This window comes from Paenibacillus sp. FSL K6-1566 (assembly GCF_038050475.1).
In the GTDB taxonomy this organism is placed as follows: Bacteria; Bacillota; Bacilli; order Paenibacillales; family Paenibacillaceae; genus Paenibacillus_AQ; species Paenibacillus_AQ lactis.
On record NZ_JBBOSR010000001.1, the window covers coordinates 6091535 to 6114000 of the forward strand.

The following is a 22466-nucleotide window of genomic DNA, read 5'->3' on the forward strand; positions in this document are numbered from 1 at the left end:
ACTTATGATGCGAATATAGCCCCATACGGCGGAAGCAGGTCCCTTATGGGTACTTGTGTGGCGAATATAGCCCCATGTGGCGGAAGCAAGTCCCTTTTGAGTACTTGTGATGCGGATATAGCCCCATGCAGCGGAAACAAGTCCCTATTCGGGACTTGTGAGGCGAGTATAGCCCCATGTGACTGAAACAAGTCCCTTTTGAGTACCTGTGTGGCAAATATAACCTCATACGACGCAAACAAGTACCTTTTGAGTACTTGTGAGACCGATATAGCCCTATACAGCGGAAACAAGTCCCTTTTGGATACCTGTATGGCGGAAGTAAGCCCTTATTCATAACTAGTATAAGATCTTTAAAAAGAACGGCCTTTCACGAAAGTTGAAACGGCCGTTCTTTTTCCTTTATAATCGGAAATGACCGCGAGGTCAATAACGGAACTCTCAAGTTCCCGAGTGAGGTGAAATCAGGCTTGGCTGATAAAACGGCAGATAAAAGGCAGCAAATTCTCATCACTGCGATGCAGCTGTTTTCCGCGAAGGGCGCCTCGGAAACCTCCATGCAGGAGATCGCCGAAGTATGCGGGATGTCGAAAGGCAGCCTATATTTACATTTCAAATCCAAAGAGGAATTGGAAAAGAGCATCTACGAGCATATCATAGGCCGGATCAAGGATGAGATTTTGCGGGTGGATAACGATCCGCTCCTAGAACCGAGGGAACAGCTTCGCAAGCAGGCCGAGGTGCTACTTATCCATTTCATGGAGATTCGCGAATTTCTGCTGAAGCAGTTTCACGATCAGACAGTGCCGGGAAAGCCGCCGTTTGACAAGGATAACGCCCAGCAGGAAATTGTGCAGGCATTGCAGTGGTTTAACCATAAACTTCAAGTCATCTACGGGCCTGAAGCCGCTCCCTACACGATGGAGATCGCCATGCTCATGGGCGGTATATTGGGCACCTACATCCGGTTCCTGTTCATGCCGGACTTCCACCTGAATGTGGGACAAACAGCCGAACACCTTATTCAGCTGATGGACGACGTGATGGCAAGCATGCTTCGCCGGCGGCCGAAGCCGCTTATTCCGCTGGAGGTCGTTCTGGGGCAGAAGGATCTGTGTCAGGTCGACCTGCGGTCGCCGCGTCACCCGCTTATCGTGATTAAGGCAATGAAGAATGAACTAAAGCAGCTGAAGCTTGATCACGAGCTCCGGCAAGACACCCTGGAGTCCCTCGGGATTATGGAGAAGGAACTGATCACCCTCCAGCCGAGCCGGGCGGTACTGAAGGGAATGCTCAGAAACCTTGAAGGAATCGAAGGTCTGGAAGACTTATATGAAGAGCTGAAGAATACCATCACGACCGTACTGGAAACCTACTTAGCACCTGGCGGAATGACATAGGAAGATTTGTTCAAAGCTAGAGACATAAGTTATGGAGAGGGGAGAAACCCGACGCATGAAAGGAATTATTAATTTTTCGCTGCGGAACAAATTTGCCATCTGGCTGCTAACCATCATCGTAACCTTCGCCGGACTATACAGCGGGGTGACGATGAAACAGGAAACAATCCCGGATATTAACGTGCCGTTCCTTAGCGTAACCGCTGTTTATCCGGGCGCCGCACCCGAAGGCGTTGTGGAGGAAGTTACCAAGCCGCTGGAGACGCGTCTCCGGAATATCGATGGCGTAAAGACCGTCACTTCCACCTCAATGGAGAATGCGGCAAATGTCATGGTCGAATTCGATTACGGAACCGACCTCGACAATGCGACAGCGGCCGTTCGCGAAGCCATCCAAGAGGTTCAGCTGCCGGATGAGGCCCAGAAGCCGACCATCTCGAAATTCAGCATGAGCTCGATGCCGGTGGTCTCGCTGAGTATTTCGAACAGCAATAACATGAAGCTCGACGAATTGACCCGCATTACCGAGAATGACATCGTGCCTGCTCTCGAGGATCTGGACGGCGTAGCTTCCATCCAGGTTGCCGGCCAATACGTCAATGAAGTCCAGCTGAAATTCAAGCAGGACGAAATGGATAAGCTTGGCCTCACGGAAGATACCGTGAAGCAGATCGTCCAAGCTTCCTCGCTGTACGTTCCGCTCGGCATGTTCGAGATGGATAAATCGCAAAAGGCCGTTGCGATCGACGGCGGGATCATTACCATTGATGATCTGAAGAACTTGGCGATCCCCGTTATTCCAGGCGGTGCAGGCGCGCAAGCCGGTGCAGGAGCAGGGGCTCCGAACGCAGGCGGCGCTGGTCAGCCGGGAGCTGCTGCCGGTCAAGGGGCCGGAGCAGGGGCAGGCGACCAAGGAGCTCCACAGAACGGCACGGGTGCCCAGGCAGCAACGCAGACAGGCGCAGGCGCTCAAGGTCAGGGACAAGGCGCCGCAGGTGCCCAAGGTCAGAGCCAGGGTGCCGCAGGCGCTCAGGGACAAGGCGCTCCAGGCGGACAAACCGGCGCTCCTGCCGGCATCCCTACCGTGAAGCTGAGCGAAATTGCCGATATTAACGTCATCGGCACCTCGGAATCGATCTCCCGCACCAACGGGAAGGAATCGATCGGCATTCAGATCGTCAAGTCCAATGATGCCAACACCGTTGACGTGGTCAACCTCGTGAAGGATAAGGCCGAAGAACTCGGCAAATTGTATCCGGACATGGATCTGACCATTATGCTCGACCAAGGCAAGCCGATCGAAGACTCTGTGCATACGATGCTTTTCAAAGCGTTGTACGGGGCGTTGTTCGCGGTCCTGATCATTATGATCTTCCTTCGCAATATCCGTTCGACGATTATTTCGATCATCTCGATCCCGCTGTCCCTGCTGATTGCGATTCTGTGCTTGCAGCAGATGGATATCACCCTGAATATGATGTCCCTCGGCGCGATGACCGTTGCCATCGGACGGGTTGTGGACGACTCGATCGTTGTTATTGAAAACATATACCGGCGCATGTCGCTTTCCACCGAGAAGCTTTCAGGCAGGGAGCTCATCAGCGCCGCCACCCGCGAAATGTTCGTGCCGATTATGTCCTCGACCATCGTAACGATCGCGGTATTCCTGCCGCTCACCCTGGTCAGCGGCATGGTAGGCGAACTGTTCATGCCATTCGCATTGACGATGGTATTCGCGCTGCTGGCTTCTCTCGTCGTTGCGATCACGCTCGTGCCGGCCATGGCACACAGTCTCTTCCGCAAGGGACTGAAGAACAAGCATGACCATGCGGAGAAGCCGGGCGCAATCGCCAAAGGCTATCGCTCCATCCTGAAATGGTCCTTGAATCATAAGGCCATTACCTTCCTGATGGCGGTAGCTCTGCTGGTCGGCAGCCTGTTCCTTACGAAATTCCTGGGCGTCAGCTTCATTCCGGAGCAGGAAGACAAATACGTAATGGTGACGTATTCCCCTGAGCCGGGCGTCCTGCTCGAGGATGTTGAGCAGCGTGCGCTGAAAGCCGAGAAGCTGATCATGGATCAGCCGGGCGTAGAGAAAATGCAGTATTCCATCGGGGGCAGCAATCCGCTTGGCATGGGCTCTGCTAATTCGGGATTGTTCTATATTATGTATGAATCGGACACCAAGAACTTTGAGGATGTCAAAACAGCCCTGATTGAAGACCTGACGAAGGCCGTTCCGGAAGGAACCTGGGCCAACATGGACATGGCCGGCGGCTTTGGCGGCAACCAGCTGACGGTGAACGTGTTCGGCGATTCTCTGGATCAGATCAAGCCGGTAGCCGATCAGATTGTGGAGCTCGCCAATAAGGACACCGCGACATTCGATAACGCCGAAACAAGCTTGTCCGAGGCGTTTGAGCAGTACACGCTGGTCGCTGATCAAGAGAAGCTGAGCTCGCTCGGTCTCACCGCCGGACAGCTCGCCATGAAGCTTAGCCCGGTACGCGAACGTCCGGTGCTGACAGAGGTAAACATTGAGGACAAAACCTATAATGTCTACATCGAAGCCGATACGACCACTTACAAGAGCATCAAGGAGATTGAGAACGAAACCGTAACATCCCCGCTTGGCATCGAGGTGCCGATCAAGGACGTTGCCGAAGTCGAGGAAGGAACGACTCCTGATACAATCACACGCATCGACGGTAAAATGGTTGTGACGGTAACTGCCGACATTTTGACCAATGACGTTGGAACAGCATCCAGCAACTTGGAAGCTGAAGTCGATAAGCTGGAAATTCCGGACGGCGTCTCCGTACAATTCGGCGGAGTTACGGAACAGATTAATGAAACGTTCGGGCAGCTGGGTCTCGCCATGCTGGCCGCGATCGCCATCGTGTATTTCGTTCTCGTTGTCACGTTCGGGGGCGCGCTCGCTCCGTTCGCGATTCTGTTCTCGCTGCCGTTCATCGTCATCGGGGCGATTATCGGTTTGCTGGTGACCGGCGAAACGCTTAACGTTTCCTCGCTGATGGGCGTGCTGATGCTGATCGGTATTGTCGTCACCAACGCGATCGTTCTGATTGACCGCGTGATTCACAAAGAGCGCGAAGGCCTCAGCACTCGCGAAGCGCTGCTCGAGGCAGGGGTCACCCGTCTTCGTCCAATCCTGATGACCGCACTCGCGACCATCGGCGCTCTGCTCCCGCTCGTATTCGGATGGGAGAACAGCGCAGGAATTATCTCGCGTGGACTCGGCATCACGGTAATCGGCGGCTTGATCAGCTCCACGCTGCTGACGCTTGTCGTCGTACCGATCGTGTATGAGTTCTTGATGAAATTCCGCAAGAAACAAGTTGCCGAATAAAACGGCTCGTCTATAACAAAAAGGGCACCATTCAGGTCTGCTAAGACTCGAATGATGCCCTTTTGTTCATTCTATAGCATGCTTTCGGACCGAGCGCAGCCATCCAGACTTTCACATTCGCTCCATTTTATCCGCTTGGTTAATGTACAAGCTCCGCCTCACGGGATTGCCTCCATACCTTCAGCATCCGCAAATCCTGCATAAGAAACTCTTCCAGCAAGCGGAACAATGCCCGATAAAGCGGGCTATCCGTCGAGGCCTTCATATCCTCACAGAGCGAGGGCACCCACGCCAGCAAATGCTCCTCCAAAAATTGTTCCTGTGCGGCCATCAGCTTCAGCAAGCCGTCTTCGCCATAGCAATTATTCAGCATCCGGTCGTGGAGCACCGTCATGAATTCCAACTCGATCGCCAAATGATCGTCGGCCTCTCCGTGCAGTTTGTTAAACGCGACGCCGACCGTCTCATAACACTCGGCAACATCCCGAACGCAGCCGCTCTTCGTATACTGCGATTCGGACAGCGGGCGCTGCTTGTTCCGCTCGAGCAAACGGCGGTATTCCACCCCTTCGTACTCGCAGATCTTAACCAGCTCCTCGGGTGACCGGCCGCATAAATAATTCACCAGGTCGGCTCCCCCTTGGGTGCCTTCCGCTGCTTTGCCGATCCCGCTTCCGCGGCTCCATTCCGCAATCATAGACAAGCTGGGCGAGTTGCCCATAAAATCGATCAAAAGCTCATAAACCGTCCCTCGGTTTTCCAGCCACCGGTGACAGACGTCAGGTACCTCCAATGTTTGAACAGGTGATATCGCCATTTCGAACCTCCTAATGGTAACCTCTCTTGTTGGATGTGATATCCATGACAGTATAGCTTAGATGATTGTCTATTGAAAGTGATTTGAAATGATTTCCGAAAGTTTCGGAAAATTAAGGAAACTTTCGGAAAATGAGAATGCCGCGACTTCCTGCTTCCAAGGGGAGAAAGCGGTTATCTGCAGCTTCATTATAACAGGCAATGGTAAACGCTTTCTGTGAGACCGATCACAGGCTCATGAAATCTGATCCCGGCTTGTCCTATTAAAAACAGGGCTTACCCTCATTGACTCCTGTTCGGGGAATGGCTACAATGTGACCATGTCATGCAACTAAAGGGGGATTTCAATGATTGAGCCGCTGACAGACTCCTTCGGTCGGATCCATGATTATATCCGCATCTCGGTCACCGATCGATGCAACCTGCGTTGTGTCTATTGTATGCCGGAGGAAGGAATGGAATTCCAGCCCCACGATCAGATTATGAGTTATGAAGAAATTGCAGCTGTCTTGCGCGTGCTAGCCCCCATGGGTGTATCTAAGGTTCGCTTGACCGGCGGCGAGCCGCTGGTGCGGAAAGATCTTGAAGCCTTAGTCCATATGATTGCGAGCATTGATGGAATTAAAGATATATCTCTTACCACAAACGGGTTGCTACTGCCCTCCAAAGCCAAGCTTCTGAAGGAAGCGGGACTGACCCGCATCAACATTAGCCTGGATTCGCTTCAGGAGGAGCGCTACGCCCGAATCACTCGCGGCGGTAGTGTGCATAAGGTGCTGAAAGGCATCGAAGCCGCTTATGAAGCCGGACTCGACCCGATCAAATTGAACATGGTGCTGATGAAGGGCTTCAACGAGGATGAAATCCGCGACTTTATCGCCATGACGCTGGATCGCCCGCTGCATGTCCGGTTTATTGAATACATGCCGATCGGCCATGCCTCCGAGGAATGGCGGGACTCCTACCTGCCGCTTAGCCGGGTCAAGGAGGTGTGCGGCGAGGCGGGCTGGGAGGTTCGGGAGGAGAAGGGTCCTTCCGGCAACGGCCCGTCCCGCAATATGAAGGTGGCCGGCGCCGTCGGCACCTTCGGCCTGATTCATCCCGTCAGCGACCATTTCTGCGATTCATGCAACCGGCTCAGGCTGACGGCGGACGGCAACATTAAGGCCTGCCTGTATTGGTCCGACGAATTCAACGTCCGCCGGGTCATCGATGATCCGGTCGCGGTGGCGGACCTGTTCCGCAAGGCCCTGGGCGCCAAGCCCCTCAACCACGAGATGGCGCTCGCGCTCGAGAAAAAAACGCAAAGCCATACCCCGACCGTACGGCGCATGTCGCAAATCGGGGGATAATATCGAACGATAAATTTATCAACGATGGCTGCCGCACGATGCTCAGCATCGACGTTTGGACGGCAAGCCAATGACACGTCAAAGCTTTCAACATTTGCAAAAAGCCCGGCTGATATCCAATCAGCCGGGCTTTCTTTGATTCCCCTGATCTGCGCTGCCGCCTTCGGATCCATGTACGGACTTTTCGTTGATCCGGCACCAGAACATTTTCCCTCTTTTCCTTTTCCCCTTCCTTTTCCCAGAACCTGAACTTTCAGCGGCTCATCGCAGCTTTTAATCCTCTGCATCCATACGACAAGCTTCCTCGTAATCCTCCGGGCGGTTCATGTTGAATACCGCTTTGCGTGGGGAGCATCCCATCAAGGCTTCCAGCTGGTCCTCCGGCACGAGCAGGGCATCCAGCTCTTCGACCCAATCGGTCATGCGCAGCTCCCCCTCCTGCAGTCTTCGCTCGAGACCAGCCGCCGTTTCCTTCCGGTACAAGGCCAGCAGCGGATGAATTCTCCCTTGGATCACCGGAATAACCGCTCCCGGCCCGGCTGCTGCCGGATCCCCTTGGCCTTGCCCAGCTTCAGCGAGACCGAGCAGCGCACCTAACAATGCCGGACTGATGAACGGCATGTCACATGCTGCGACCATATTCCATGGGCGATCGGACGCCATCAGGGCAGCATGAATCCCTGCCATCGGCCCTTGGCCGGGATAAACGTCCGGCACGCATTCCACTCCGAGATGCCGAAACGAATCCGGATCATTGGCCGATAGGAGGATTCGCCCGCAGACTTGTTCCAGGCACCGAACGGTTCGCTCAATCAGGCTTTCTCCGTTCAAGGACAAAAGCGCTTTGTTTGCCCCCATTCTACGGGAAGCCCCGCCTGCAAGAATAATGCCTGCCACCCGCTCGGACGGACTGCTGCGTCTCCACTCCCCAACCTCCATCATGTTTTGACCCCTTTCTGATATACAAGTTGACTACAGAATCCTCCAATTGGTAATTAAGTTAATTAAGGTTAAACTAACAAAAGATGGTTTGTATCCCTTTTCAATGCGTGATACATTGGAGAAGGTAAGCGGTGTGGTTATGCCGCAAACATAATGCATTCGGTTTGAAAGGAATGACCTGCTTGCGGAATATGGATAAAGATCAACCTTCTCTTACATCGCTCAAGCTGTTCAACTTCTTCATTTACGGAACGATGGTCATATTCACCGGTTTCTTTCAGCTGTATTTGCAAGATATCGGCATGAGCAAAATCGAGATCGGCAGTCTGATGGCCATAGCTCCCTTCGTGTCGATCTTCGCCAACCCCTTCTGGGGTTACTGGGGCGACCGGACAGCGAATATCAAGCGCGTGCTTCTGATGATGATGACCGGCACGCTGCTCCTGGTTCATTTTGTCTTCCAAGCGAATACGTATGCCATGATTTATATGGCCATGATTCTGTTTTATTTTTTTCAGACCCCGATGTTCTCGCAGACCAATTCGCTAATATTGACCTATATCGACGGAACCCGGCACAAATTCGGCTCTTTCCGGCTATGGGGCTCGCTCGGCTGGGCCCTGACCGCGATCGCAGCCGGCCCTGTCATTGATCAGCTTGGCTCCGGACGTATTTCCATCGTCTTCTCGATCATGCTGTTCGTGGCGGCCATCTTCATCTTCACGCTTCCCGGCGTGCAGAAGACGACCGGGTCAGCTACCGTAACGCTGAAGGGATTAAGCCAGCTGTTTTTGAATTCGTATTTTGTCTGGTTTATCGTTTTGGGCATTTTGGTATCCATCCCGAATACGGCCAACAATACGTTCATGTCGCTGTATATTTTGGAGCTTGGCGGCACGACGCAGACGGTGGGGCTGGCCATCTTCTTTTCTTCGGTGTTTGAAGTTGTCATTTTCCTTGTCCTGGACCGGTTCTTGAAACGGAAGATCCATGTGCTGGTCGGCTGCCTGGCGGTCGTGAGCCTGCTCTTTGCCCTTCGCTGGCTTCTGATGGCTGAAGCGAGCAGCCCGGTTCATGTAGCCTTGATCCAGCTGCTTCACTGCGTTACCTTCGGCGGCTACTTCTATGTCGGCGTGCAGCTTACGATGCTGTTCGTCCCGAAGCCGTACCGCGCATCCGGACAAGCGATTTATACCTTAAGCTGGAGCGGGATTTCCGGCGTCGTCGGCGGTCTCGCCGGCGGCTGGATGTTTCAAAACTTCGGCGCCCAGACGATGTACCGCACCGGGATGATGCTCGCGATCATCGGCGTCATCGGCTTCGGCTGGATGTGGTACAATCTGCACAAGCACGGGTACCAGCCGCGGCAGCCCGATGAACTGCCGGACGACGCGGAGGAGGAATACTCCACCGTCTGATCCTCACACGTGTACTTTCATCTCAAGGCTTGACCTTGGCACGGGATGTACCCTGGAATATCCGCAGTATATGACAAGACTCGAAGACGCCGCCCAGCGGAATCTTCGAGTCTTGTTGGTTAAGGGGGGCTGTGGTAACCGTTCTGCATCACAGTGCCCTGAAGTGCTTAGCTTTTCGGGAGCTGGAACGAGCTCTTCAGCGAGACGACCCGGTTAAATACTGGACGCCCAGGCTGCGAATATTTCGTATCGACATTGAAGTAGCCATGACGGAAGAACTGAAATTTATCCTGCGGCTTGGCATCCTTCATATTCGGCTCCACGAACCCGTGCACGATCTGAAGCGAATTCGGGTTAATATCGTCAAGGAAGGATTTCTCCGCAGCAGCTTCCGTGCTCTCCTCCGTTTCACCGATGGCCTCCTGCGTCAGTTCCGGCTCGGCTTCAGCCTCCTCGTCCTTGAACAGCGGCTCATACAGGCGGAATTCGGCAGGCACGGCCTGGCTCGCTTCGACCCAATGGATCGTCCCTTTGACTTTACGGCCGGTAAAGCCGGTGCCGCTCTTCGTCTCCGGATCATAGGTGCAGTGTATTTCGATGACCTTCCCGTTCTCGTCCTTGATGACATCGTTGCACTTGATGAAGTAAGCATGCTTCAGACGGACCTCGTTGCCCGGGAACAGACGGAAATACTTGCTCGGAGGATTCTCCATGAAGTCCTCCTGTTCGATGTATATTTCACGGGAGAACGGAATTTGGCGGGAGCCCATTTCCGGATTTTCCGAGTTGTTCTCCGCCTCCAGCCATTCTACCTGACCTTCCGGGTAATTGGTGATCACGACCTTGAGCGGATCCAGCACCGCCATCGTCCGCGGCGCCTTCAGCTTCAGATCCTCCCGGATGAAGTGCTCCAGCATTTGACGGTCCACCGTGCCGTAAGCCTTGGAGATCCCGGTCTCATAGACGAAGCTCCGAATCGCCTCCGGCGTGTAGCCAAGCCGGCGAAGGCCGGAAATGGTTGGCATGCGCGGATCGTCCCAGCCGTCCACATACTGCTCGTCCACCAGCTGCTTCAGCTTGCGCTTGCTCGTTACGGTCTGGGCAACGTTCAGCCGTCCGAACTCATATTGGCGCGGCGTGCATTCCATCTCGCATTCGGCGACCACCCAATCATAGAACGGGCGCTGATCCTCAAATTCCAGCGAGCAGAGGGAATGGGTAACTCCTTCAATCGCATCCTCGATCGGATGGGCGAATGCATACATCGGGTAGATGCACCACTTGTCGCCCGTATTGTGATGATGCGCGTGGGATATGCGGTAAATAACCGGGTCGCGCAGATTGATGTTCGGCGATGCCATGTCGATCTTGGCGCGCAGCACCCGCTCGCCGTTGCCGAATTCGCCCCGGCGCATCCGTTCGAACAGCTCCAGATTCTCTTCCACGCTGCGGTCGCGGTAAGGACTGTTTTGACCCGGCTCCGTCAGCGTGCCGCGGGTCTGCCGAATTTGGTCGGCGGTTTGATCGTCCACGTATGCCTTCCCTTTCTTAATGAGCAGCACCGCGCGATTGTACATTTCCTCGAAATAGTCCGACGCAAAGCGCAGCTCTTCCCAATCGAAGCCGAGCCACTTTACATCCTCCTTAATGGAGTTTACGTACTCGATGTCTTCCTTCACCGGATTCGTGTCGTCGAATCGAAGATGGGTCCGTCCGCCGAACTCGTCGGCCAGCGTAAAATTAATCCAGATCGCCTTGGCATGTCCGATATGCAGGTAACCGTTCGGCTCCGGCGGGAAGCGGGTGACGATCTCCTTCACCTTGCCGGACTTCAGATCTTCGGCGATGATATTTTTTATGAAGTTGGAGGGGGTGCCCCGGTGGTTCTCCACGTTGATCAACCTTTCGTCCTGTAATTTCCGTCTATCTCCTGTATAAACGTGTTTCCCTTAAATATACCTGTAATATCCCGATTGTTCAAGGAACGCGGGCGCTTCCAAGGGATAAGGCAGTCCTTTCAAATAAACCGGATATATCCGCTGGGAGCCCTTATAGCCCCTGCTGCCCAGTGGATGTGAAGCTTCGCTGGGCAAGCCAGCAAAAAGCGGGCAATCCGCGAGTAAGCCAAAGCTTCTGCCGCGGCACTACATATGCTTTGACGGGGTGCTGTGGAATGAGGTAGCATGGATACAAAAACAGCCGACAGGAGGCATTCCTTCATGAGACCGATCAAGCTTGCCAAGGAACAGCGCGATCTGCTGATCGAAGAAGTCCGCCATTATTTCGAAACCGAGCGCGGCGAAATGATCGGCCATCTAGCTGCGGAAGGCATCTTGGACTATTTTGCGGCAACCCTGGGACCTTACATTTACAATCAGGCACTCAGCGATTGCAGGCAAGTCGTAAATGAGCGGATGATTACGCTGGAAGAAGACATTTACGCGCTGGAAAAAAACACGAACACGAAGCGAACCCGCTAAAGCTGCGGACTAGGATCAACACAAAAGAGGGAGATGCGAGATGTTTGGATATGCGCTTGACGAGCACGTCGAGCTGCGTCCGCTTGCGATCGAGCATGCGCGGGCGCTGTTCGAAATCACGGACCGTTCACGGGACCGGCTGCGGAAGTGGCTTCCCTGGGTGGATTCCGTACAGGAGGTTAACGATACCGTCAACTATATAAAAGGAGCCATGAAGCAGGCTGCGGAAAACGGCGGCTTCTCCGCCGGCATCTGGGTGAGGGAAGAGCTGGCGGGAACGATCTCCTTCCATGAGATCGATTGGAACAACCGCTCCGTCGGCCTCGGCTACTGGCTTGATCAGCAATTCACCGGACAAGGGCTGATGACGAGCGCTTGCCGGGCTTTCACGGACCATGCGCTCATGCGGATGGGGCTGAACCGGGTGGAGATTCGCTGCGCAACCGCCAACCACCGCAGCCGGGCAATCCCGGAGCGGCTGGGATTCGTCCTGGAGGGCGTTATCCGCGAGGCGGAGAAGCTGCCCCAGGGCTACGTCAACCATGCCGTCTACGGCATGATTCAGAGCGAATGGAAGCGGCTAGGCTAGATTGGAATTTTATTTTATTATCGAACGGGGGCAGGACGCAGCATCCAGACATCCGGCGAATCGCCAAGGTCATGGATGGAGGCGCCTGTCCCCTTTTACTGCCTAAGTCATAGCCTGGAAACCTATCCAGTGAAACTTCGCGGACCGCTTCTAGCTTGAGAGTGCGGTCGGCAAGCTGCAGGGTGCAACGCCGATCAAGCTTTCGCTGAATTAGGATTCCCTTAATTTCTCCAGCGACTTTGCGAACTGCCCCTTCAAGCTTGCAGCCAGCTCCTCCAGCTCCAGCATCCGGCTTAGCGCCTCCTCATCCTTGCGGCCTTCCTTCATCACGCGAAGCACTTCCCGCACCGTTACACCGGAGCTGCGGCGATCCAGACGGGTCACAGGGGAATCCGCGCTGACCTCGCCTTCCTCCAGGACGCGGAAATAAAACCCGCTGTAGCCCGTGTTCAGCACCCTGGCCGGCATATCCTTCACGCCGTGCTTGTGCGACAGCTTGAAGCACGGATATCTGGGCTGGCTGACCTGCAGGACTGCTTCGCCAATCCGAAACACATCGCCGATGCATACCTGGTCCTCCAGGAGGCCTTGCAGCGTTAAATTTTCCCCGAAAGAGGCATACGGCATATCCTTGCCTAGGGATCTTCGCCAATATGGATAGTGCTCGTATGGATAAGCGCACACCGCCTTGTCCGGACCTCCATGATTCACGAGATCGGCCTGACCGTCCCCTTCGAAATTCACATTGCTTAAAAATACCGGTCCTTGCACAGGCTGCTTATAGATTCCGGTTGTCAGAGCCTTGCCCTCATAATCCACCGTGACCGGCTTCCCTACATTCAGCGAAACGATTCCCAACGTCATGGCAACTTTACCTCCGTCTATCTGATCTTTTCATCATACTATATGAGGTTGTTCAAAAAGTCATCATTTGATCACGGGGCAAATCTAAGAAGCATATTCACATCGGCGCTTGCTCAACCTCCAGAGTCCGACACGCATACCGGTTATGACGTTGCATAAGGCCTGTACGCATACCGGATATGACATTGCATAAGGCCGGCCGGATACAGCAAACGGCCCGGCAGCAAGCGCCGGACCGTTCATCCCAAACCGCGCCCATCGCCGGGCCGGATGCTGAGCATTCCTGATATTTTTATAAAAAGCAGCACATCCATATATCATCCACATACCGGCCATCCACATAAAACTCCCGGACCAGCCTTCCCTCTTCCCGGAAACCGCAAGCGCGGTAGAAGGATAAGGCCGCAAGATTCGAGGACAGCACCCGGAGCCTCAGCTTGGCAATACCCTCTCCACTCGCCAGCTCCTTGGCCGCCTCGATCAGCTGCAGGCCGATGCCTTGGCGCTGATAGGACGGATGGACCGCAATATTCAGCTCCATCACATGGCGATGGCTTGCCAGCCCGCTGGGAGAGCGAAAGCCGACATAACCGCATAATATATCTTCGCAAGCCGCTACCAGCTGGCTTCCGGGAGGGCAATGCAGCAGAAACTGCTCCCTCGAGGTCCAATGCAGCGGCTCGGGGGCCGTATTCCTGTTCCACACCAGATGGTCCAGCTCCATCAGCTGGGCGGCGTCCTTCATCTCCGACAAGCGGATGGTGACGATTTCCTGACTGGCTTTCACCCTAGCATCCCCTCACTTTAAACAGCGCGTACCTCTTTATTATAACAGGTGGGGGCAACCGCTGCAGGGTAAGCTCGGTATGCAACAGCCTATCCTATATCGTTCGATCCGGCCGAGAGAACAATGGCAGCGGGGACCCTATGTCCAAGCAGAACCGGAATCCCCTACACACGGTATCTCATTGTACTCATCTATAACAACGGGTAAATTTCTGTCCAAATCGCATCCATGATCTCCTGCATTCGATCTTCCCGGCTATTCACCGCGATGACCGCATCTTTGCCGGGGAGAATGATGCATAGCTGGCCGGATGCCCCATCTGCACGATAGGCATCGTGAGTGCACATCCAAAATTGGCAGCCATACCCCTGAGCCCAATCGGGGCTGCCCTGCGTATCGATCTGTTTGGAGGATGCGAATCGTATCCACGCTTCAGGCACAATCTGTTGTCCTTCCCACAATCCGCGCTGCAGCAGAAGCTGGCCAAAAATGCTGAGTTCCTCATTGCTGATAGATAAGCCCGCACATCCCAGCGTCACACCCAGCGGGGATGACTCCCAATGAACATTTTCTATACCCAAGGGCTCAAACAGGCGCGGAGTCAGATAGTCCCTTACCGTCTCGCCTGTCGCCGCCTGGAGCATAGCCGAGATCATAAACGTATCTCCACTGCTGTATGTAAACATGTCGCCCGGCGTCCGGTCAAGCGGTAGCGACATATAGTACTTAGCCCAATCCTTCTCTTTCAAGGATGCTCTTTCGTTTGCCCATAAGGGCGGCGAATCATGGCCCGAAGACATTCGAAGCAAATTGTATAGTGTGATGTTGCCGGGATCGAGAGACGGCTCCAGATTGTCAACTATCGAAGAGTTACTATTAAAAAATTCACCCAGCCGGCTGTTCAGCGCGAGCTTGCCTTCCTCAATGGCCAGGCCGACGGCCATACAAGTAAAAGATTTGCTAATGGAATGCTGAACACGCCGTTTGTCCTCCGTCAAATCGTACTTCCCCCACAGCCGGCCGTTTTGACGAACCCGCGCTGAGTGAACCTGCAATCCTCTGTCTGCGATGTAATCAATAAAGCCGGTTAATGAATGATTAGACATGGATTTACCTCCTATCCGATTAGGCATATTCGCTTCTGTCTCGTAAGACCGCAGCCCCTGAAAGGGTCTTCAGCAAGATTCATGCTCTCATCTCAGAATAACATGTTTCAATCCCAATAGAAACGTTTCAACAAACGATGATTTTTTTGCCAATACACGATTACAGAAATCCCTTGTATCCCCAATAAAATAAAAGCGTTTTCTATGGCGAAAATACACTCTATTTAGGGAAAAATATAGATTTCAGTCCTTAACTGGATCATTTCTCATGAAAAATTATAATTTTTAAAAACGATATTGACAAAGATTTGATGTGCAATTATGATGTTATCGAAACGATTCGATAAATCGCTTTCATAAAATAACGATCATATCTTGCATCACATCGGTAACGGAACTGACAGGTATCTTCAGCAGTCCCGCTTGGATATTGCGGATATCGGGGGATGCTTAGATCCCTCCGCCTATTTGCCTAGATCGTTCACACTTGAAAGGGGTTACTTATGGCGCATATTACGATAGAGACCGGCTCCCCCACTTTATGCATGACGACAAGCATCCATGTCGTGTCGCCCGTGGAATCAGGCAAACCGCCGGATTACACACTCTATCTTCTTCATGGAGCAGGCGATAACGCAAGTACTTGGCAGCGCCTGACTACCGTTGAGCAATACGCACATCAATACAACTGCACCGTCATTATGCCGGAGGCAAACCGAAGCTACTATACAGACATGACGTATGGGCTTAACTATTTTTATTACATTACCCAGGAGCTCCCGAAGTTTTGCAGCCGATTGTTCCAACTGAATGAGGACCGGGCCCGTACCTTTATCGCCGGCTTGTCCATGGGCGGATACGGAGCACTTAAATGTGCGTTAACTTATCCCGGACAATACGCAAAAGCCGTTTCGTTATCCGGTGTAACCGATATTCGGAAGAGGATTCACGATATGGACATGCCTGCCGGTATGGTCAAGGAAATGCAGGCCGTATTCGGTCCGGAGCTCGACATCAAGCCGGATCAGGATCTGTACAAGCTCGCGGAAGCGGCACTTGCGCAGACCGGAAAGCTGCCCCCGATCCTCTGCTGCTGCGGAACGGAAGATCCCTTTATCGAGATGAACCGCGAATTTGCCGCGTACCTGAGACAAAGCGGTTCCGACTTCCACTACGTGGAAGGACCCGGAGCGCATGAATGGCGATTCTGGGAGCAGCATCTGGAAACGGCATTTGATTTTCTTTTTAACGACAAGACTCAAGAAGAGTGAGGAGATGCCACTTGAAACCTGCAGCCTTAGGGCCCACCAAGAAACCGCACGGACGCTCAAAATTCAAGAAGCTTGCGTCTGAAATCAAAAAAAACCGAATGACCTACACCCTGCTGATTCCGGGGCTTGTCTGGCTGATCATCTTCGCCTACATGCCGATGGGCGGCCTGTCCCTCGCATTCAAGGACTACAAGGCCAATCTCGGGATCCTGGGGAGCCCTTGGGTCGGATTCGAAAACTTTAAGTATGTATTCCGGGATCCGACCTTTATCGATGCCGTCTGGCGTACGCTCTACATTAACATTATCAAGCTGGCGGTCACGTTTCCGGTTCCGATCATTCTCGCACTGATCCTGAACGAGCTGCGGATGAGCCGGATGAAAAAGGCCTTCCAGACGGTGCTGACCTTCCCGCACTTCCTGTCCTGGATTATCGTCTCCGGTATTGTCATCAACGTGCTCGCTTATGACGGCCTGGTGAACAGCACCCTTGCGATACTCGGTCTGCCGACCATCAACTTCCTCGGTTCGGAAAGCAACTTCATTCCGATGATCCTGCTCACGGATATCTGGAAATCCGCCGGCTGGGGAGCGATCGTCTACCTCGCCGCCATATCCGGTATCGATCAAGACCAGTATGAATCGGCTCAAATCGACGGAGCTACACGTATGCAGCAGATGTTCCGCATTACGCTGCCTAATATTATGCCAACCGTGACGATCATGTTCATCCTTTCGGTAGGCGGACTGATGTCCTCCGGCTTCGATCAAATATTTAACCTGGCGAATGCCGCGACCAAGAACGTATCGGAAGTGCTGGACGTCTACATTTACCGGATTACGTTCCAGTCGTCAACGGACTTCTCGTTCTCTACGGCGGTCAGCTTGTTCCGGTCTCTCGTCAACATGGCGCTTCTGCTTATTGCGGACAGAGTAGCCAAAAAAATGGGCGGAGACGGTTTATTCCGTTAAGAAAGGAGTCGAAAAGAAATGAGCACCATTACTTCAAGTCCCAAGAGGACGAAGATTCGCAAGAACAAGATGAAGATGACTCTTCTCGATTATATTTTGCTGGCCGTGCTTGTCGTACTGGCTCTGCTGATCGTGATTCCGTTCTGGAATGTCATTATGATCTCGTTCTCCACGCCAAAAGAATACGCCGATAACCCGCTCATGATGCTGCCTGCTAATCCAACGCTGGAGAATTATAAAGCGCTGTTCGCCGACGGAAGCATCTTGACCGGCTACTGGAACACCTTCAAGCTCCTGATTATCGGTTTGCCGCTCAGCCTGTTCTTAACCATTACGATGGCTTATGCGCTCAGCCGGAACAAGTTTCCGGGCAAAAAGCTGATCTTTATGCTGGTCCTGTTCACCATGATCTTCAACGGCGGGATTGTTCCGCTCTATCTCATCATGAAGGCTCTGCACCTGACCGGAACGCTCTGGTCCGTTATTCTCGCAGGCAGCTTCAGCGCCTTCAACATGATTCTGATGATGAACTACTTCCAGGGGCTCCCGGAATCCTTGATGGAATCCGCCCGGCTTGATGGGGCCGGAGAATGGAAAATCCTCTTCTCCGTCGTCCTGCCGCTGGCCGCCCCGATTATTGCAACCATTACGCTGTTCTACGGCGTAGCCATTTGGAACAGCTGGTATGACGCCATGATCTTCCTGCGTAAGGCGGATCAGCTCCCGCTCCAGAACGTGCTGCGAACGATCATCGTCGAATCGCAGACCAACGCCTCCAACGCTTCAAGCGTGGATGCTGCCGGGAAGTCCAACTTCTCGACCGGTATGAAAATGGCGGCGGTATTCGTCAGTATGGTACCGATTATGTGCTTCTTCCCGATGCTTCAAAAGCATTTTGCCAAAGGGGTATTAACAGGGGCTATCAAGACCTGATTAATGCATAGATTTCAGCCAAAAAAATCTAATCATTCATGGGGGTAGAACATGAAAACGAACAAACGGCTGTCGGCTAAATCCATTCTGTTGCTGCTGCTGAGCATGAGCCTTGTGCTTGTGACCGCATGCTCGAAGGGAGATTCCTCAAGCAGCGGAGAAAGCGGGAAAGACGAGAACGGGAACTACAAAGATAAGCTGAAAATTTCCGTAGCAAGCACCGTTACGGTCAAGGACGGCGATATGGACAACGAGTTCCACAAGTACTGGATGGACAAGTACAACATCGAGTGGGATTACAACTTTGTCGAGTGGGATTCCTGGGGCGAGAAGCTCCGTCTATGGATCAACTCGGGCGATTTGCCTGATGTGGCTGTCTGGGATTATGTTCACGGCGATGCGATGAACTACATTGATCAGGGTCTCTTGTACAAATTCCCTGATGACTGGAAGGAACGCTGGCCGAACGTTGCGAAGGCTTACAGCCTGACTGGACTTGGCGATAAGCTGGAAGAGCTGACTGGTGGAACTTACATTCTGCCAAGACCGGTATACTTCGAGAACAAGCCAGCTGATCAGCTCACGAACCAGATTGGCGTTATCGCTATTCGCAAGGACTGGGCAGAAGCAGTCAATTTTGAACTCAAGGATGCTTACACAACGAGCGAACTCATGGAATACGCCCGTCTGGTGAAAGAGAAGGATCCGGGCAAGGTGGGATCGAAGCTCGTTCCGATTTCCTACAAGCCTGATGATGTCCTGACGAACATCATGATGCCGAACAGCGCACATTCCCGTGTGGAATCGGCGTTCTATAAAGGTGAAGACGGAAAATACAAGTGGGGTCCGGCAGATCCGGAGACACTTACCGGCCTGAAGCTGGTTCAGGAAGCATACAAGGAAGGCCTTCTGAATCCTGAATTCTATACCTGGAAGAGCAGTGAAGCCAGCAACAACTTCCGTGTGAACGGCACGGCTGCTGTCATGAGTCTCGGCGGACTGGCTTCCTACCGTCAAGACGTGGACAAAGACATGAAGAAGAACCTGAATCTGAACAGCGATGATGTTGTTCATACCGCTATCGTCCTTGGCGAAGACGGCAAGTACCGCAATCTGGAGCAGGTTAACTTCTGGTCCGCCCTGATCTTCTCGCCGGATATCAGCAAAGAGAAATTCGAGCGTGTTATGGACCTTGTTGATTTCTCCGTCACTGAAGAAGGACAAATGATTCTGAACATGGGCTTTGAAGGAACCGACTGGAAATACGGTGAGAACAAAGAATTGATCAGCCTCCTTCCCGAAGGAACGAGCGTCGGCGACAAATATCCTGGACGCTTTGAAGGTCTTTACCTGCTTGGCGACGATTTCAGCATGATCAACCCTGCAATCAAGCAAGAATACCGTGATACGGCAGTCAAGCATTACCAGAACAAAGCGAAGTTCGGCAAGGAAGGCGGCGCGCTCGCTCTGTACGATTGGGATGTCCAGCTGTATGATTCCAAGGCTAAAAACCAGGCAACCTTCAATTACGCTGAAGAATACACCAACCTGATTCTCCAAGATGGAGATTTGGAAACGAATTGGAAGAAATGGGTTGAGAGCAAGCAATCTCTTGTACAACCCGTCTTGGATGAACTCAATAACTTAAAAAAGTAAAACAAACAGCTTCAAACTAGAGTTGGCCTGAGGCATTCGCCAGCGGTACAAGTCCTTTGAACCCGGTGTGCAGGATTTCGAATGCAGCCGGGTTCTTGACTTCTGCCCTGCTCATTCTTCTGAATGAGGAGTTTGCACAACTACATGCCTATCCATGTTTTGTGCATGCTCCTGAGAAAGGAGATAGAGACATTAGTCAACCCGTTCTCATTCTATTTATTCTCGTAGATATAAAGAAGTGGAGGGAAATACATGGACCAGAAGCAGTTAACCGACCTTTTAACAAAGATGACGCTAGAAGAAAAGATAGCACAGTTGCTGCAGCTTACATCTAATCTCCATGAAGGCACGGAAGATCAGGGTCAAATTACAGGGCCCATAGAGGAAATGGGGCTCACCACAGACATGGTCCGTGCCAGCGGTTCGGTTCTCGGTCTGTCAGGAGCCGCTTCGATCATAGCATTACAACAGAATTATATGAAGAACAGCCGTCTCGGGATTCCGCTCTTGTTTATGGCAGATGTGGTGCACGGGTTTAAGACCATCTTTCCGATCCCGCTTGCCATCGGCTGTTCCTGGGATCTCGAGCTTGCCGAGAAAAGTGCAGAAATTGCCGCACGGGAATCCGCCGTCTCCGGCATCCATGTCACGTTCGCTCCAATGGTTGACCTGGTACGCGATCCGCGCTGGGGACGAGTCATGGAAACAACGGGCGAAGACCCGTATTTGAACAGCTTGTTCGCCAGAGCCTTTGTGCGCGGGTACCAGGGAAGCGCGCTGGCGGAGGATAACGAACGCCTGGCCGCCTGCGTCAAGCACTTTGCCGCGTACGGGGCTGCGGAGGGCGGCCGTGATTACAACACGGTGGACATGTCGGAGAGACAACTGCGCGAATATTATCTCCCTGCTTATAAGGCCGCGCTGGATGAAGGCTGCGAAATGGTAATGGCCTCTTTCAATACCGTTGATGGCATTCCTGCTTCCGGCAATGAGAAGCTGATGCGCGGTATTTTGCGTGATGAGTGGGGATTTGACGGGATTCTCATATCCGACTGGGCATCCATTCGGGAAATGATCGCCCACGGGGCCGCAGAGGATGACCGTGAAGCTGCCTACCGGGCGATGCGCGCAGGCGTCGATATCGAAATGATGACCCCTTGCTACGTCCATCATCTTCCGAATTTGATCAAGAGCGGGCTCATCGATGAATCGCTGATTGATGAGGCCGTCATGCGTATTCTGCAACTGAAAAACAAGCTGGGATTGTTCGAAAATCCGTTCCGGGGAGCGGATCCGGAACGGGAGCGCGAGCTGCTCTTCTGTGACGAGCATCGCCAGACAGCTTACGATCTGGCGGTGAAGTCCAGCGTCCTGCTAAAAAATAACGGTGTTCTTCCTCTTCAACCTGATTCCAATGTCGCTTTGATCGGCCCTTTTGCAGACCAGGAGGACATCCTCGGATGGTGGTCCTGTGTCGGCGCCAAAGAAGATGCCGTAAAGCTGGGCACGGCCATGAAAGAACGCATCAGCGGCAAGCTGACCATCACCGCCGGATGCAATTTTGACTCGATGGACGCAAACCAGCTGGAATTGGCACTGGACGCTGCCCGTGAAGCAGATGTCATCGTTCTGGCACTCGGCGAAGAATCCGAAATGAGCGGTGAAGGCGGTTCACGCACGGATATTACGCTGCCGAAAGCGCAGCTTGAGCTGGTTCAACATCTGAAGCAGTTAAACAAGCCTATTGCTGCTGTCATCTTTAACGGTCGTCCACTGGATCTGCAAGGTATTTTCGATGAAGCGGATGCCGTGCTTGAAGCTTGGTTCCCGGGCAGCGAAGGCGGTGCAGCCATTGCCGATCTGCTGATCGGCCGCATGAATCCGTCCGGAAGGCTCACCATGTCCTTCCCGCAGTCCGTCGGTCAGGTTCCGGTTTATTACAACGTCTTTAACACAGGCCGTCCTATGGACCCTTCCAAAACCGGCGAACGCTATGTATCTAAATATATCGACAGTCCTAATGAGCCTCTGCTCCCGTTCGGCTACGGCCTGTCTTATACCACCTTTGAATTCGGTGAGCTTCAATTGTCCAGAAGCGAGATCACAGCAGATCAGCACCTTACGGCGCGGATTCGGGTGACCAATACGGGTGCAAGAACGGGTGTTGAAACCGTTCAGCTGTATATACGGGATATGACAGGCGAAGTCGTTCGGCCACTGCGCGAGCTGAAAGGGTTCCAACAGCTGAAGCTTCAACCGGGCGAGAGCAAAATCGCCGAATTCACCATTAGCGAAGATATGCTCCGTTACCATCACAGTGATCTCAGCTTTACTAGTGATCCGGGCCGCTTCCAACTGTTTGTCGGTCCTAACAGCCGGGATTGCCTGCAGGCTTCCTTTAAGCTTGTATAAATCTATTACAATATCGATTTTTTAAACTACATCACAACTGCCTTGGCATAGCCGCCGGACTTGGCGGTTACTGCCAGGATAGGAGGAGTGACCTACTTT

17 protein-coding genes are annotated in these 22466 nt (G+C 53.0%); 11 read left to right on the top strand and 6 right to left on the bottom strand.

What is annotated here, in order from left to right; all coding sequences use genetic code 11:
• The first annotated feature begins 470 nt into the window (after window positions 1-470).
• Together NST08_RS27385 and NST08_RS27390 are read left to right on the top strand one after the other, a co-directional pair.
• Entirely contained in the window at window positions 471-1400 is a 930-nt protein-coding gene (locus NST08_RS27385) for a TetR/AcrR family transcriptional regulator (protein WP_007128803.1), read from the top strand.
• 55 nt (window positions 1401-1455) lie between these two features.
• Window positions 1456-4770, top strand: a complete 3315-nt coding sequence (locus NST08_RS27390; RefSeq protein WP_210094007.1) for an efflux RND transporter permease subunit — start codon at window positions 1456-1458, stop codon at window positions 4768-4770.
• Between the two features lie 139 nt (window positions 4771-4909).
• Here NST08_RS27390 and NST08_RS27395 read toward each other — a convergent pair whose 3' ends face one another.
• Window positions 4910-5587 carry a TorD/DmsD family molecular chaperone gene (locus NST08_RS27395; RefSeq protein WP_210094008.1) on the bottom strand — a complete coding sequence of 226 codons (678 nt, stop codon included), beginning with the start codon at window positions 5585-5587 and terminating at the stop codon, window positions 4910-4912.
• Between the two features lie 346 nt (window positions 5588-5933).
• Here NST08_RS27395 and moaA point away from each other — a divergent pair, with 346 nt between their 5' ends.
• Window positions 5934-6938 carry a GTP 3',8-cyclase MoaA gene (gene moaA / locus NST08_RS27400; RefSeq protein WP_341342513.1) on the top strand — a complete coding sequence of 335 codons (1005 nt, stop codon included), beginning with the start codon at window positions 5934-5936 and terminating at the stop codon, window positions 6936-6938.
• A 273-nt stretch (window positions 6939-7211) separates the two neighbouring features.
• On the opposite strand, the gene mobA is transcribed toward moaA, so the two are convergent.
• The gene (mobA, locus tag NST08_RS27405; protein ID WP_210094009.1) at window positions 7212-7880 is read right to left on the bottom strand and encodes a molybdenum cofactor guanylyltransferase; all 669 of its coding nucleotides are present in this window, start codon (window positions 7878-7880) and stop codon (window positions 7212-7214) included.
• A gap of 182 nt (window positions 7881-8062) precedes the next feature.
• Between mobA and NST08_RS27410 the strand changes: the two genes are divergently transcribed.
• Window positions 8063-9298 (top strand): MFS transporter, encoded by a 1236-nt coding sequence (locus NST08_RS27410; RefSeq protein WP_034274253.1) that lies wholly within the window; start codon window positions 8063-8065, stop codon window positions 9296-9298.
• A 167-nt stretch (window positions 9299-9465) separates the two neighbouring features.
• Here NST08_RS27410 and NST08_RS27415 read toward each other — a convergent pair whose 3' ends face one another.
• Window positions 9466-11199 carry a glutamine--tRNA ligase/YqeY domain fusion protein gene (locus NST08_RS27415; protein ID WP_251535779.1) on the bottom strand — a complete coding sequence of 578 codons (1734 nt, stop codon included), beginning with the start codon at window positions 11197-11199 and terminating at the stop codon, window positions 9466-9468.
• Between the two features lie 318 nt (window positions 11200-11517).
• Here NST08_RS27415 and NST08_RS27420 point away from each other — a divergent pair, with 318 nt between their 5' ends.
• Together NST08_RS27420 and NST08_RS27425 are read left to right on the top strand one after the other, a co-directional pair.
• Entirely contained in the window at window positions 11518-11778 is a 261-nt protein-coding gene (locus NST08_RS27420; protein ID WP_007128810.1) for a DUF2164 domain-containing protein, read from the top strand.
• A 40-nt stretch (window positions 11779-11818) separates the two neighbouring features.
• Window positions 11819-12367 (top strand): GNAT family N-acetyltransferase, encoded by a 549-nt coding sequence (locus tag NST08_RS27425; RefSeq protein WP_007128811.1) that lies wholly within the window; start codon window positions 11819-11821, stop codon window positions 12365-12367.
• A gap of 210 nt (window positions 12368-12577) precedes the next feature.
• Here the strand turns inward: NST08_RS27425 and NST08_RS27430 are convergent, their stop codons facing one another.
• The 3 genes from NST08_RS27430 to NST08_RS27440 form a co-directional block, all read right to left on the bottom strand.
• Window positions 12578-13231, bottom strand: a complete 654-nt coding sequence (locus tag NST08_RS27430) for an MOSC domain-containing protein (RefSeq protein ID WP_007128812.1) — start codon at window positions 13229-13231, stop codon at window positions 12578-12580.
• Window positions 13232-13523: 292 nt separating this feature from the next.
• On the bottom strand, window positions 13524-14018 hold the full coding sequence (locus NST08_RS27435; protein WP_007128813.1) for a GNAT family N-acetyltransferase: 495 nt from the start codon (window positions 14016-14018) through the stop codon (window positions 13524-13526).
• 191 nt (window positions 14019-14209) lie between these two features.
• Complete coding sequence (locus tag NST08_RS27440) at window positions 14210-15124, bottom strand: serine hydrolase domain-containing protein (protein ID WP_210094014.1); 915 nt, start codon at window positions 15122-15124, stop codon at window positions 14210-14212.
• Between the two features lie 503 nt (window positions 15125-15627).
• Between NST08_RS27440 and NST08_RS27445 the strand changes: the two genes are divergently transcribed.
• From NST08_RS27445 to NST08_RS27465, 5 genes are all read left to right on the top strand, one after another.
• Entirely contained in the window at window positions 15628-16395 is a 768-nt protein-coding gene (locus NST08_RS27445) for an alpha/beta hydrolase (RefSeq protein ID WP_007128815.1), read from the top strand.
• An 11-nt stretch (window positions 16396-16406) separates the two neighbouring features.
• A complete protein-coding gene (locus NST08_RS27450) occupies window positions 16407-17366 on the top strand; it encodes an ABC transporter permease (RefSeq protein WP_007128816.1) in 960 nt (319 codons plus the stop codon).
• 18 nt (window positions 17367-17384) lie between these two features.
• Window positions 17385-18299, top strand: a complete 915-nt coding sequence (locus NST08_RS27455; RefSeq protein ID WP_007128817.1) for a carbohydrate ABC transporter permease — start codon at window positions 17385-17387, stop codon at window positions 18297-18299.
• 51 nt (window positions 18300-18350) lie between these two features.
• Window positions 18351-19955 (top strand): extracellular solute-binding protein, encoded by a 1605-nt coding sequence (locus tag NST08_RS27460; protein ID WP_341342514.1) that lies wholly within the window; start codon window positions 18351-18353, stop codon window positions 19953-19955.
• 252 nt (window positions 19956-20207) lie between these two features.
• The gene (locus tag NST08_RS27465) at window positions 20208-22367 is read left to right on the top strand and encodes a glycoside hydrolase family 3 N-terminal domain-containing protein (protein WP_341342515.1); all 2160 of its coding nucleotides are present in this window, start codon (window positions 20208-20210) and stop codon (window positions 22365-22367) included.
• The last annotated feature ends 99 nt before the right edge of the window (window positions 22368-22466 follow it).